This is a genomic window from Yersinia aldovae 670-83 (assembly GCF_000834395.1).
Classification (GTDB): domain Bacteria; phylum Pseudomonadota; class Gammaproteobacteria; order Enterobacterales; family Enterobacteriaceae; genus Yersinia; species Yersinia aldovae.
In genome coordinates, this window is sequence record NZ_CP009781.1 from 1165457 (window position 1) to 1179696 (window position 14240).

Consider the following 14240-nt stretch of genomic DNA (forward strand, 5'->3'; position numbering starts at 1 on the left):
AACCTCACAAAAATAAAACTCAGTTCATGCCTTACATTAAAAAATGCAAAAAATACCTAAAAAAAAACGAATATCATATTTGTTATTATTTTATTTAAAATATGATTTTCATCACATTGATGAAAGATAACAAAACACACCAAGATCACACTTTTACTTTAAACATTTAAATCACCTTAAGTAATATCTATTATTACTTATTGACAAAAACAAATAAACCATAATCAACATGCTGATTTTATTGCAAATAAAATATTGTAAATAAATAATTTCTCTTTATTTTTTATTTTTTTCAAGATGTTCTGACAATAAATCAATTGTATTTGACTTATAGGAGAAGCACATTAAAAACCAATGAAACCCCAATAAATCACCTTAGAATTACATAAGCATATATACATGAATTTTTATTGTTGAATAACTTAACTTCCCGTGGAAATGCCAACGCCAGGCTTACCTTTCCACCCATAAAAATATATGGAACGTAATCTACATAGAGGACAAAACATGCAAAACCCAACAATTGTTATTGGCGTCATTGGTGCTGATTGCCATGCTGTTGGTAATAAGGTGCTCGACCGGGTATTTACCATGCATAACTTCAACGTAATTAATCTCGGTGTCATGGTGAGTCAAGATGAATACATTGACGCAGCCATTGAAACCGGTGCTCAGGCCATTGTCGTCTCCTCTATTTATGGGCACGGCGAGGTAGATTGTATCGGGATGCGGGAGAACTGTATTGAACGCGGAATAGGTGAAATTTTGCTCTATGTCGGCGGAAACCTGGTTATCGGTAAACATGATTTTTCAGAAATCGAAGCCAAATTCAAAGGAATGGGCTTCAACCGTGTTTTCGCACCCGACACTGATCTGGAATTAGTCTGTTCCCTGATGAAACGCGACATTAGCCATGTTATGCAGGCAGAGGAAACTACTGAGGGTATGCAATGATCAGCGTTTCTATCGATATCGGCTCCACCTGGACCAAAGGGGCGGTATTCGAGGTAACAGATGACTCTCATATTGAAGTGAGAAACTGTGCATTATCCCCAACGACGCCACACCATTTAGCTGAAGGGTTCTTCTCAGTATTGAATAAGATCTTGAATGTTGCTGATGCACGGCCAATGTTGGCCTCGGGTGAAATCAAGATTGATTACTCTTCTTCCGCTAAAGGAGGGCTGGCCGTTGCCGCGATAGGATTGGTACCCAATATTACACTTGAGTCCGCGAAGGTCACTGCACACTCAGCCGGAGCCAAAGTATCACAGCATTTCGCCTATAACCTGAATAAGTCTGACGTACGCGCTTTAGAAGCATCACCACCCGATATCCTGCTTTTTACCGGTGGTACTGATGGTGGTGACTGCGGTCATGGATTATTGAACGCTAAACTATTGGCTCAATCAAATCTTGAGTGCGCCATTATTTATGCCGGAAACCGTGACCTGCAAGATGATGTGCAAGAGATCCTCGGAGATAAAGATTTAACCATCGTCGATAACGTGTTGCCAAACCTTGATAACCCCAGCCCTTATGGTGCACGTAAAGCCATTTGTGACATTTTCCTGCATAAAATTGTCAAGGGAAAAGGTTTGGATGTCATCGTCGATCAAACCGGCGAAGAGCCATTACCCACCCCCTATTCAGTCTTTGAGCTGGTACAGCAAATTCGCCAACACATACCCGATTGGGAAACCTTCATGTTGATCGATATGGGTGGAGCAACTACTGATGTTTACTCCTCTTATAACAATCACTTACAGCCTGACACCATCATGCATGGCATCCCTGAGCCGCTGATTAAACGCACCGTTGAAGGTGATTTAGGGATGCGAGTCTCAGCACTCAACGCGGGCGAGACTGGCACGATGATGATTGATCACTATTTTGCTCATCAACAAACCAAGATTGATGCTTTTCATCACTATCTAACACACATCACCGCGCATCCGGGCTATTTACCTCAAACCGATGAGGAAAGCGTATTCGATCAATTACTTGCCGGAATCTGTGTCGGGTATGCCTCAGAACGCCATGCTGGCACCAAAACACAGGTCTGCACTTGTGCTGGCAACATTGATCTACAGATTGGGCGCGATTTAACCCTGGTGAAGAAAGTCATTGGCACCGGCGGATGGCTCTCCCGAGCAGACTCATTCGATATCCATAACTGGCTGAAATACCGCAATTTAGATGACAAAAATAGGCAAGTTCTGCTCCCCAGCCAATTTGAATATTACAAAGATACGCAAGGTTTACTTCCCCTGCTCGCTAATGTCGCCCGTCGCTTTCCTAAAGCTGCCGCTCAGACTGGCATTCGAATTTTGAACAAGTGAAAATTGGAGTCATGATGGAACTTCGAAATAAAAAGATTTCTTTAGACGATTTCATGTCTGAACGCTTTCATGTGTTAAAAACCTGGCATACCGGCAAGGAGGTTGAGAATTTTGAAGAGGGTGTGAAGTATCAGCAAACCATTCCTGAGTCAAAAAACTTTGCCAGAGCCTTATTTGAAGCTGACCGTAAAGGCATCACGCTGAGCCAACCGCGTGCAGGGGTGGCGCTCATTGAAGAACATATTGAGCTACTGAAAACACTACAAAAAGATTGCGACCTGTTGCCAACCACCATTGACGCTTATACCCGCCTTAATCGCTATGAAGAAGCGGCTGTGGGCATCCAAAAATCCATTGAAGCGGGCACGTCTAAACTCAACGGATTACCGGTGGTTAATCATGGTGTTAGTTCATGTCGTCGCATCACAGAATCCTTATCTAAGCCACTGCAAATTCGTCATGGCACTCCTGATGCCCGCCTGTTGGCCGAAATTGCGATGGCCAGCGGATTTACCAGCTACGAAGGTGGTGGCATCTCTTATAACATCCCTTATGCCAAGCGCGTGACGCTGGAAAAATCCATTCGTGACTGGCAATACTGCGATCGTTTGATTGGCGTTTATGAAGAACACGGTATTCGTATCAATCGCGAACCATTTGGCCCGCTGACCGGCACCTTGATCCCGCCATTTGTTTCCCATGCGGTTGCCATCATTGAGGGCTTACTGGCACTGGAACAAGGGGTGAAATCCATCACCGTCGGTTACGGCCAGGTGGGTAATATTGTGCAAGATATTGCTGCGATTCAGTCATTACGCGAACTGGCACATGAGTATTTCCGTGCCAATGGCTACGACAATTACGAACTCAGCACGGTATTCCATCAATGGATGGGCGGGTTCCCGGAAGACGAATCCCGTGCTTTTGCGGTTATCTCTTGGGGATCAGCGGTCGCTGGGATGGCGGGTGCCACCAAAGTGATAACCAAAAGTCCCCATGAAGCCTACGGCATCCCCACCGCTGAAGCGAATGGTCAAGGGCTGCGGGCATCAAACCAAATGCTGAACATGGTGCGCGACCAAAAATTCCCTCCTTGTGTAGAGGTTGACCGCGAAGTTGCGCTGATTAAACGTGAAGTGCGCGCCGTTATGGATAAAGTACTGGAATTGGGCCAAGGCGATATTGCGCTAGGGACGGTACGGGCCTTTGAAGCCGGCGTGCTTGATGTGCCTTTTGCTCCCGCGACCTGCAACTCCGGCAAGATGATGCCAATCCGTGATAACCACGGCGCAATCCGCGTGTTCGATCCAGGTTCCGTTCCCCTACCTAAAGATGTGCTGGCACTGCACCATGATTTTGTCGCTGAACGCGCTAAAGAAGAGGGCCGAACGCCTTCATTCCAAATGATCATTGACGATATTAACGCCGTATCCCACAGCAAATTAATAGGAAGACCATAATGAAAATTAAACACGCACTGTTCACCGCAGGTAACTCCTCTTTCTACTTCGATGACCAGCAGGCCATTAAAAATGGCGCAAAACTGGATGGATTTATCTATCAAGGCAAACCTGTAACAGAGGGGTTTAGTGCAATTCGTCAGGCAGGAGAATGCGTCAACGTCCAGTTAGTGTTAGAAAATGGCGCAGTGGCGGTGGGTGACTGTGCCGCCGTGCAATACTCCGGTGCCGGTGGACGTGACCCCTTATTTATTGCCGCTAATTTCGTTCCTTTCCTCGAGAAATATATTAAGCCACTGCTGGAAGGGCGCGATATCAGCGAGTTTCGCCTCAATGCACGCTTCTTTGATGAAGTAACAATTGATGGCAAGCCACTGCACACCGCCATTCGTTATGGTCTTTCTCAAGCCTTACTGGATGCAACCGCATTAGCAACTGGCCGTTTGAAAGCAGAAGTGGTGTGTGATGAATGGCATCTGCCGTTGGTTGCCAAACCGATTCCTTTGTTTGGTCAAAGTGGTGACGATCGTTATATCGCCGTCGATAAAATGATCCTTAAAGGTGTGGATGTGCTGCCGCATGGCCTTATCAATAATGTTGATGAAAAACTGGGCCGCAATGGCGAAAAGTTGCGTGAGTATGTCAGTTGGCTAGCTAAACGCGTTAGCGATTTACGCGTTGATCCGAGATACAAACCGGATTTACATATCGATGTTTACGGCACTATTGGCCTAATTTTCGACATGGACCCGATGCTGTGCGCAGAGTACATCGCCAGTTTGCAAGAGCAGGCAGGTGAACTGAATTTATATATCGAAGGGCCGGTTGATGCGGGCAATAAACCAGACCAAATCCGCTTGTTAACCGAAATCACCCGCAATCTGGAGAAGCTGGGATCTTCGGTAAAAATCGTGGCCGATGAGTGGTGTAACACCTACCAAGACATCATCGATTTTACTGATGCAGGTAGCTGCCATATGGTGCAGATCAAAACGCCGGATCTGGGCAGTATTCACAACATCGTTGATGCCGTTCTGTACTGCAATAAAAAAGGTATGGAAGCGTATCAAGGCGGTACTTGTAACGAAACTGATATCAGCGCTCGTACTTGCGTACATGTGGCTATCGCCTCGCGGCCAATGCGGATGTTGATCAAGCCTGGAATGGGGTTTGATGAAGGGATGAATATTGTGTTTAACGAGATGACGCGCACCATCGCACAACTAAATGCAAAGGCCAACTGATATGTCTAGAACGTTTAAAATCCTGTCGCCAACGGCCATCCTGGGGTACGGGTTTCCAGAAGAAAGCTTTATGAGGGCGATGGAGGAGTCACCTGATTTAATTGCCGTGGATGCCGGTTCTTCCGACCCCGGCCCTCACTATCTCGGTTCGGGCAAGCCATTTACTGATCGGGCCGGAGTCAAACGAGATTTGCGTTACATGATAACCGCAGGTGTGAAACAGGGCATTCCAGTGGTCATCGGCACGGCAGGAGGTTCAGGGGCCGCGCCGCATTTGGAATGGTGTCGCCAGATCATTTTAGAGATTGCCAAAGAGGAATCGCTTAACTTTACGATGGCGGTGATTCCTGCTGACGTAAGTAAAGATGTGGTTCACGCAGCCCTAGATGCAGGAAAAATTCAGTCACTGGATTTTGTCCCTGAACTAACTCATGAAGCCATTGATGCAACAACATATATTGTTGCACAGATGGGGATTGAGCCTTTTCAGGAGGCATTACGCGCTGGCGCGCAAGTGGTACTAGGCGGCCGCGCTTATGACCCCGCATGTTTTGCCGCGCTCCCTATCATGATGGGGTTCGATGAAGGTCTGGCGTTACATTGCGGCAAGATTCTGGAGTGCGCAGCCATTGCAGCAACACCAGGATCAGGTTCTGACTGTGCAATGGGTATTCTGGATGAAACCGGTTTTACATTAAAAACCTTTAATCAGAAACGCCAGTTCACTGCAACCTCTGCCGCTGCACATACCTTGTATGAGAAATCAGATCCTTACTTCTTGCCCGGCCCCGGTGGAGCACTGAATCTGAAAGCGTGCAGCTTTAAAGATGTGGGCAATGGTCACGTTCGTGTTAGCGGTTCGGTACATGAGCATACGCCCTACACCGTGAAGCTGGAAGGGGCTCGTCCGGTGGGCTACCGCACACTGAGTATTGCCGGTACGCGTGACTCAATTATGATTGCTGATATCGATAACATCTTGCTGGAAGTGCGCAAAAGTGTGGAAAAAAACCTGAGCATCGAGCCAGACTCAGTACAGCTCAATTTTCATCTGTATGGCAAAAATGGCGTGATGGGGAAAATGGAGCCAGAGCCAGATACCACATCTTATGAATTGGGTATTTTGCTTGATGTTGTGGCCCCTTCTCAAGCGACAGCCGACAGTATTTGCTCACTGGCTCGCTCTACCCTGCTTCATTATGGTTATGCTGGCCGCATTGCAACCGCAGGCAATTTAGCCTTCCCATTCTCACCATCAGACATTAGAGCCGGTCTGGTTTATGAATTCTCCATTTATAATTTAATGGAATATACACCAGAGATTGCCTTTAAGTTCCGCCTGGAGAATGTAACCGCAGAGGGAGTGATGGCATGAAAATATCCATTCTCGACTTGGCTCATGTTGTGAGATCAAAAAATGCTGGGCCATATGAATTAGTGTTAGATATTCTATTTAAAGATAAAGAGATATATTCATCCATTAAACAATCAGGTCAATTTAAAAAGGAACTGATAGCAAAACTTTATAAAATTGATCCCGAACGCGTTCATCGCATTGTTTGGTTTGATCCGGCGAACGCCGTCAAAGTGGTGATGCCGCGCGGCCTGGTATCGGGTGCGGTAGGCGACACTGATGTCTATGGTGCTCAACAACATGCGCCATTATTGAAGATCGAATTCAACATTTAGTTTTCATTCGTTATCGCCGTAGAACATAGATCCTCAAATCATCCGGTGCATTGTGCTGCGTTCGAGCTTCACCCTGCACCTGTTTCAATAAACAGATGAAACACAACATCAGTCTTATTATTAAATAAATTTAGAAAGACGATACCACCCTACTTATAAATGGAATCATTATGAAATCAAAAAATTTGACCACAATGATCATCTTGGGTTTGATAATAGGTATTATTGTCGGGTTTTTAATAAACTCCTTTAGTAACCCTGAATTTGCAAAATCTTACGCATCTGAAATATCTATTTTTACTGATATTTTCCTACGGTTGATCAAAATGATCATTGCCCCGTTGATCATCTCAACATTGGTGGTTGGAATTGCCAAAATGGGTGATGCCAAAACATTAGGGCGCGTCTTCTCCAAAACGCTGTTCCTGTTCATTTGCGCAGCATTCATTTCCATTCTACTCGGTCTCGTGGTGGTTAACCTCCTAAGACCAGGTGATGGCATTAACTTCGTAGCCGCAACCGCCAGCGCTGTGGACGGTGTTGCACCGGTTCCATTCTCCGCGAAGGCCTTTATCTCACATGCCATTCCAACCAGTATTGTTGATGCAATGGCACGCAATGAAATCCTGCAAATTGTTGTATTCTCCGTCTTCATGGGGGTTAGCCTTTCAGCTATTGGTGAGAAGGCAAAACCTATTGTTTCGGTATTGGAATCACTGGCTCACCTGATGATGAAACTCACAGGTTATGTCATGCTATTTGCGCCGTTGACCGTGTTTGCCGCCATATCCGCGATGATTTCTGAACGTGGTTTAAGCGTATTAGTCAGTGCCGGTATCTTTATGGGCGAGTTCTATCTTACTCTTGCCCTATTGTGGGTTATTTTGATTGGTTGCTCTGCTTTGCTAATTGGCCGTTGTATTTTCCGGTTAGTCAGAAGTATCAGCGAACCTGCGCTACTTGCCTTTACGACTTCAAGCTCTGAAGCCGCCTTCCCCGGCACGTTAGAAAAACTGGAAAAGTTCGGCGTTTCTAACAAAATTGCCAGTTTTGTTCTCCCTATCGGTTACTCATTCAACCTAGTAGGCTCGATGGCATATTGCTCATTTGCAGTCATATTTATTGCTCAGGCATGTAATATTCATCTGAGCACGGGCGAGCAAATCACCATGTTGTTAATTTTGATGCTGACCTCTAAAGGCATGGCAGGTGTGCCGCGCGCGTCGTTAGTAGTTATCGCAGCCACTCTCAGCCAATTTAATATCCCGGAAGCGGGTTTGATTCTATTAATGGGTGTTGATCCCTTCCTCGATATGGGCCGTTCCGCCACTAACGTGATGAGTAATGCGGTGGGCGCGGCTCTGGTTGGGCGTTGGGAGGGTGAACATTATGGTGAAGGCTGCCGCGGTGTGGCAAAAATTCACACCGAAACGACTCTTGATCAAGAGACTGTAGCCGTTCAAGAAAGTTTTACTCTTGAAGCATCAGCTAAGTAATAGCGCAACCGTATTGGTGTCTTATCAGGAGAACTCAAGGTTTGAGCTTAAGTCAGCTTAGACCTTGCGTTTGGTCATTCAAAATTCCCCTAACGCAGAGATATCCGTTTAATAATTCAAAAAAAAGCAATGAGTCACATAAAACTTCGCGTTAAAAACATTCAGCCCATCGTATAAAACTTGATGTTACTGTTACATTGGAAAACACCGTTTTTCTGGCACAGAACTGATCTCACACAGGGTAAAATAGGCGCATACCTTGGATAGAAAGGTATTGCGGGTCACGTTCTCTCGCAAGTAATATGCCCGATATGACGTGCCCAGCTCGACAGGCGCGCAAAGTTCACCGACGACGTGATGCGTCAGTAAAAACTCAAACTCAGGAGGAATGTTGAATTTTCTTTTCAAAACACCATCGTGGCGCAAGCAAACTCGTGTCGCAAAATAGTTGCCATAGATCATGTCGTAGTCGGTATTTGACTCAAGGGTAATAGCAAAGCACCCTTTTTCGCTCGCGTGCATACAGTAGCAATCAAGCATATCTACCGTGTTCTCTACCGCCTGACGATAAACATTGGGCACCGCGTCCCTACCCGGTTTCAGCGCAAACATGCCTTGAGTACAGAAATTTTGGATCAATCGAGCCGTATTATCAAAAATGTCGATTTCTCTTTTTCTTGTCTGTCTCGCGCTACCAGAGGCTGAAGCGAAAAACTCACCTTCATAAAAATACCTTGCCTGCCCAAGATGAGTTATCAGTTGTTCAGCAAGATTGTGCCGCTGGTCAGTGAAGTTAGATAACTCAAATGCTTTGCTCTTCTCAGCGACCGTCGATGCAAGACAGGCGCACAAATCATTTAAAATTAACGTCGCACTAGCGTTGATCTTGCTGACAATTTGTGCGAAAACCTCGCGAGGTAACATGGCCGAACTTAGGCAACCCTCTACTGCCTTGCCAAGCTCTTCGAGTTGTTTGAGATACTTCTCGGCCTTAAATTCCTTAGGTAATTCTCCACTATACTTGAGCAAGTCAAGGCCGAGAGTAAAGAGTTCAAACCTTTCGCTATACCTATCTTCGAGCCGTGCGTCTAGCGTCTCATCTGAAGCGCCTACCATCGAATCAGTCCGATCTAAATCGATCACTACCCCCTCAGCCGTGGCTTTCGCAAAGCTGGCTATCGGATTTCCCAGCAACAAAGGATCAATCGGGAAGTGATCTGAAAACTGGCTGGCAAGCAGTGTTGAATAGTGTATCGGCTCGCTTTGTGTGATAAGCACACTTTGGTAGTAAAAACATACACAGGCTTTTCCCGTGCTAAAAAAATCTTCGCCAAAAAGTATTTCTGCGTGAAAGTCCTTATGAAAAGCCGCATGAGTATTATGCTTAAGGGCAATCATCGCACCTAGCTTTATATCCGGCGTACTGTCACCAAAAATATCTTGATGTAAATCCTTCAGCCGTTGGAACTTGGTTTCTCCGCTCATCAGATTGATAAAGAAATCGATGAAATAATCCAAAAAACTCAGTTGGGGAGTGTAATCTTGTCTGCTGGTTACAAACGTCACAACGTCACTATTGGATGCCATCACTCGCGAAAACATATTTTCTCCAAACAGCTCGGGGGAACTTTATTTGATAAATAAATAGCCGATGTTGTCGACATGGAAATAGTTTTGCGCTTGTAATAAAAACTCGCTGCCGCTGATATTGTTTAAAGAGAACGAGTGCTCGGTATAAACCTTATGCCCTTCGTTCCTCGGTTCGCTGGCCGCGTAACTCAGATTGAGAACCAATTCGTTAAATACATGCTTATGCAGCAAAATCTCAAAGTTTCTTGAGGGGGGGAAAGCAAAGCTATAGGCGATATTTTCACCGTTATAAAGAGTAAGCGTTCGATTGGTCGCATCCGAACTTTTTGCTGGCCCCATTTTTAAAAACACACTTACCGGTTCATTTGCCTGTTTTAGCTGCTGATATTGATCTAACAACGCGACAGTGTGGTGTACGCTCTGTTTTAGATGCTCAGGGAGTGTGGGTTCGGTGCACAGCAGTCCCTGCTGTAAGGCTTGGTATGATAGATAAATATCATCCGCCGCAATAATCGCGTTTTCCATGTATTTTATCGCCTCTATAGGCGAATTTTGCGTTTTACAAAAGCGCTCAAACGCGGAAAAATCAAAAGTGTTGTCGCTCGCGCGCATAAAATCGAAGTTTTTTAGTATTACGCAAATGTTTTTAGCCGATTGCTGAGTCTTCTGGCTATCACATTCAACAGTGGCCTGCTGTAGGCAGGCAGTTTCGTTTACTAATTGAGACATAATACCCGAGTAAATCGTCCCAAAAATATCACCGGTAGCCTGTCGTGTCCTGCGGGTATAGTCCAACAGTTGCTCAATTCTGTCGGGCTGTTCTGGGCACTCATTATCTGGCGAGCTGATTTCAGGTTCATTACTTTCAACGTCATCGTTCGCGCTGCCTATATCATCAGCAATCAATTTAAGCCGGTAATTCTCACAAGCTGATTTAACGTCAGCAGATAAATTTAATGCGTCATACTTCTGTAAAAATGTATCGAGTAAATTAAATTTAAAATTAAAGAGTGCTGTTTCCAAGTTAATTAATTTTCTGTCGTCATAGCGGCGTTGTGCAATTTTAGATAGCTGTTCCAACCGATCTAATTCTGGCAATACTTCAGAGAATATATGATCGCAAAAATGTGAGATTGCGTATCCTTCACCGATATACTCTACGTTAGGAAGGTATTGTTCTACACGGGTTCCCGGCGCTAATAAAGGCAATGAAAGCTGCTTTAACATGAGGTCTTTATAATAAACCGTCACCTCTCCCGTATCATCAACACAGGTGTGAAAATCTTTTTGGTATTTTGCACTCACCCAGTTGACCAATTCATTTAGCGCAACCAGCTTATCTTGAGGGCTATTATCTTCACCATAAATCGAATTATGTAGACGTGTAAGTTTATGTACGCTGGTTTCAACGCCCACCAGAGAACGGAAAAAATCACAGAATACCTGCCAGTTAGTTAATGAAATTCGATATTCTGTGCTGCTTTTAGTGTCAGAAATATGAAAACTCGATATGCTGACACTTGATATTGATATATCTGAACTCATCACCCACTCCTATTATGCTAATCCATTTGGCGTGATTTGAGCGTAAGTGAAGTTCAGTCGGGTTGATGTCAGGTCATCGCCTGATATGGCGGAATAACCGCAGCGAGAGCCGCTGATTTATTTATCAGTCTCGGCGTCATAGTCAATCTCTAACACCAGGCGTAGCAACGCAGCCACGGGTTCAAACTGCGATTCAGGGATCATTTCACCACACTTCACATCGTGAAATAGCTGACGTGCCAAAGCAATGTTTTCGACCACCGGAATCGACTCACGTAGCGCCAGGCTTACGATGTGTTCTGCTCTGGCATCCGTGCCCTTCTCTAAAATCGTGGGTACCGGCATCTCAACCGGATCGTAACCAAGACAAACAGCGATATGGGTTGGGTTACGCACAACCACGGCAGATTGCCTCACATTCTGCGCCAGGCTCCCACTTTGCATTTCACGCTGTAGCTCTCGCCGACGTTTTTTGGTCTGCGGATCACCTTCCATGTCTTTATGCTCCTGCTTCACATCCTCCTTGCTCATACGTTGTTGCTTTAGGGTGTTATGGCTTTGGAAAGCATAATCAAACACGCCGAGTACCACATAAAACGTCAGCAACGCATACCACATCCAGCGTACAAAGGTCGAAAATACCGGAATAGCGCAGGCCGGATCGCAGTAAGGCAGCGCTTGAAACGTCGGAGCGTAATAGCGAAATAAGTAGACGAAAATGAGGCACAGTAAAATAACTTTCAGGCAGGACTTAATCAGCTCAATCAGGCTGCGCAACGAAAAAATCTGCTTTAGGTTACTTACCGGGCTAATCCGCTCTGCTTTGAAGCCCAGCGCTTTGCTTGCCACCATAAAGCCAACCTGAGCCAATACGCTGGCGATGGTGGCCGCCGCCAGCATCCCGCCAAACAGGGCAAACATAAGCCCTCCGGCGCTGAACAGCGCCCGCGTCATGACCCCCACGGCGTAACTAAAAGGTTTATTAATCAGCCCCGCAGCAAGTAACATCAGCCCTGCGACCCGCTGAATCATGGCATTGGCAAAAAAGTGGAAAAAAGCTAACACCGTAACTAATTGAATCCCGGACGTGATCTCCATACTTTTGATCACCTGCCCTTCCTGGCGGCTATCACGCTTTTTTTTCTCGGTGGGTTGCTCAGTTTTCTCACTCATGGCTGGCTAACCATCGGCTAACATGCCGATACAACGCTTCACTTTCAAGCTGATAGTGATGAAAGGCATAGGGCAGCGACAACAACAGTAGAAAGAGGGCCAGCGCACTTTTAATCGGCATCGATAAAAAAAATACGTTCAATTGCTGGGCGGAACGGTTCAGCAACCCCAACGCTAAATCTGCCAAAACCATACTCAGCACCGCGGGCAGGGAAAAACTCAGGCACAGGCGATACAGCATCTGCCATTCAGTGAGCAGGAAATTAAAAAAAGTGGAATTGAACTGCAACACGTTACCAGGTGGGAAATAATGATACGAATCATACAGCGCAGAAAGCAGCAGATTGAAACCACCGGTCATAAAGAACAGTGCGCACAAAAACTGACTAAACAGCAGACCAAGAATTGACGTTTGCACCGACATCGCCGGATTGAACACGGTACCCATTGTTGCCCCGCGCAACGTATCAATGAGAAAACCCGCCATGTCCACGGCCCAAAAAGGGATAGCAGCGCAAAAACCCAATAGCAACCCAATGAGCATTTCGCCGGGAATAAGGCTTAGCCACCCCCACCCCGGATGAATTTCCACCTGAGCGTGGATAAGAGGTAACATCGGTAGCATTACCGCCAGCAATACCCCGTTGCGAATCAGTGGCGATCCCAAATTACCGCTCTGTAGCAGCGGAAAAAGCAGCGTAAGTCCCAGTGGTCTCATCATCGCAACAGCCACCGTCACCAGCCCATCGCTTACCAGATTTGTCATCCGTGGGTGCCTATTTGCAGCAGAACTTGCCGCGTATAGGCTAACAATAACCCTCCCAGCCAATGGTAAGTCACCATCAGCATCAGCGCGACGGCCAGTAGCTTAATCATAAACTGCAAGGTTTGATCCTGAATCTGGGTCAGCGCCTGAAATAGACTGACCGCAATCCCCACCACCGAGGCCACCAGCACGACAGGCAAAGAGGTCATCAGAACCAACCACATCAGCTCGGTGACTAAATGTACAAGGTTGGCATCATTCATACAAAGCTCTGTACCAGTTGGGAGAGGATCAGATCCCATCCACCCGCCAGCAGAAAAATTAGCAGCTTGAAAGGTAATGAGATGGTCATGGGCGACACCATCATCATGCCCATCGCCAGCAGAATGTTCGAAACCAGCAGGTCGATGGCAAGAAAAGGCAGGTAGATAAGCAGGCCAATACGAAATGCCTGGGTCAGTTGGCTGACGGTAAACGCGGGTAATAGAATTAGCAGTGAATCGGGTTTGACTCGCCGACGGGCATCTTCCGGCCACGTTTTTGCGATCAAATTGCGAAAGTAGCGCGCTTCTTTCTCATCTGAGTTTTTTTGCAGAAATTGACGATATGGGCCTAGCGCATGGCCATCCCAGCCGCTCATCCACACCGGCGTACTGGCATCAGCCACCGGGTGCCATTGAGCTTTCACCGCCAATACCGTTGGTGCCATGATGAACATGGAGAGCACCAGCGCCAAGCCATACAGCGCCATGTTCGGCGGCACCTGTTGAATTCCCAGCGCATTGCGCAAAATAGAAAATACGACCGCCAGCTTGAGGAATGAGGTTCCCATCACCACAGCGAGCGGCAGTAACGAGAGGACAAACAGCAGCGCGATAAGCTGCCAGGGAGAGTCAGGTAAAGACATGGTATTTCCTAATAAGGCGGTGATGAAC

13 protein-coding genes are annotated in these 14240 nt (G+C 46.2%); 7 read left to right on the top strand and 6 right to left on the bottom strand.

The window, feature by feature from the left end; translation table 11 throughout:
* Positions 1-507: 507 nt before the first annotated feature.
* The 7 genes from glmS (at position 508) to AT01_RS05430 (ending at position 8231) form a co-directional block, all read left to right on the top strand.
* Positions 508-954 carry a methylaspartate mutase subunit S gene (gene glmS / locus AT01_RS05400; protein WP_042546378.1) on the top strand — a complete coding sequence of 149 codons (447 nt, stop codon included), beginning with the start codon at positions 508-510 and terminating at the stop codon, positions 952-954.
* Positions 951-2342: a methylaspartate mutase accessory protein GlmL gene (glmL, locus tag AT01_RS05405; RefSeq protein WP_042546379.1), complete on the top strand. Its 1392-nt coding sequence runs from the start codon at positions 951-953 to the stop codon at positions 2340-2342. The genes glmS and glmL overlap by 4 nt, the downstream gene beginning before the upstream one ends.
* Positions 2343-2356: 14 nt before the next feature.
* Positions 2357-3802: a methylaspartate mutase subunit E gene (locus AT01_RS05410; protein WP_042546380.1), complete on the top strand. Its 1446-nt coding sequence runs from the start codon at positions 2357-2359 to the stop codon at positions 3800-3802.
* Entirely contained in the window at positions 3802-5046 is a 1245-nt protein-coding gene (locus AT01_RS05415; protein ID WP_042546381.1) for a methylaspartate ammonia-lyase, read from the top strand. Before AT01_RS05410 ends, AT01_RS05415 begins: the two co-directional genes overlap by 1 nt.
* A gap of 1 nt (position 5047) precedes the next feature.
* Positions 5048-6421 carry an acyclic terpene utilization AtuA family protein gene (locus tag AT01_RS05420; RefSeq protein ID WP_042546382.1) on the top strand — a complete coding sequence of 458 codons (1374 nt, stop codon included), beginning with the start codon at positions 5048-5050 and terminating at the stop codon, positions 6419-6421.
* Positions 6418-6735, top strand: coding sequence for a DUF4387 domain-containing protein (locus tag AT01_RS05425; protein WP_042546383.1), 318 nt, complete (start codon positions 6418-6420; stop codon positions 6733-6735). Before AT01_RS05420 ends, AT01_RS05425 begins: the two co-directional genes overlap by 4 nt.
* A 170-nt stretch (positions 6736-6905) precedes the next feature.
* Complete coding sequence (locus AT01_RS05430) at positions 6906-8231, top strand: dicarboxylate/amino acid:cation symporter (RefSeq protein ID WP_042546384.1); 1326 nt, start codon at positions 6906-6908, stop codon at positions 8229-8231.
* Between the two features lie 192 nt (positions 8232-8423).
* Here the strand turns inward: AT01_RS05430 and AT01_RS05435 are convergent, their stop codons facing one another.
* From AT01_RS05435 to sctR, 6 genes are all read right to left on the bottom strand, one after another.
* The gene (locus AT01_RS05435; RefSeq protein ID WP_042546385.1) at positions 8424-9833 is read right to left on the bottom strand and encodes a hypothetical protein; all 1410 of its coding nucleotides are present in this window, start codon (positions 9831-9833) and stop codon (positions 8424-8426) included.
* A 27-nt stretch (positions 9834-9860) separates the two neighbouring features.
* Positions 9861-11366: a hypothetical protein gene (locus tag AT01_RS05440; protein ID WP_042546386.1), complete on the bottom strand. Its 1506-nt coding sequence runs from the start codon at positions 11364-11366 to the stop codon at positions 9861-9863.
* 117 nt (positions 11367-11483) lie between these two features.
* Positions 11484-12539 carry an EscU/YscU/HrcU family type III secretion system export apparatus switch protein gene (locus AT01_RS05445; protein WP_042546387.1) on the bottom strand — a complete coding sequence of 352 codons (1056 nt, stop codon included), beginning with the start codon at positions 12537-12539 and terminating at the stop codon, positions 11484-11486.
* Entirely contained in the window at positions 12532-13305 is a 774-nt protein-coding gene (locus tag AT01_RS05450; RefSeq protein WP_042546388.1) for an EscT/YscT/HrcT family type III secretion system export apparatus protein, read from the bottom strand. Before AT01_RS05450 ends, AT01_RS05445 begins: the two co-directional genes overlap by 8 nt.
* Positions 13302-13568, bottom strand: a complete 267-nt coding sequence (locus tag AT01_RS05455; RefSeq protein WP_042546389.1) for an EscS/YscS/HrcS family type III secretion system export apparatus protein — start codon at positions 13566-13568, stop codon at positions 13302-13304. Before AT01_RS05455 ends, AT01_RS05450 begins: the two co-directional genes overlap by 4 nt.
* Positions 13565-14212: a type III secretion system export apparatus subunit SctR gene (gene sctR, locus AT01_RS05460; protein ID WP_004700475.1), complete on the bottom strand. Its 648-nt coding sequence runs from the start codon at positions 14210-14212 to the stop codon at positions 13565-13567. Before sctR ends, AT01_RS05455 begins: the two co-directional genes overlap by 4 nt.
* Positions 14213-14240 lie beyond the last annotated feature (28 nt).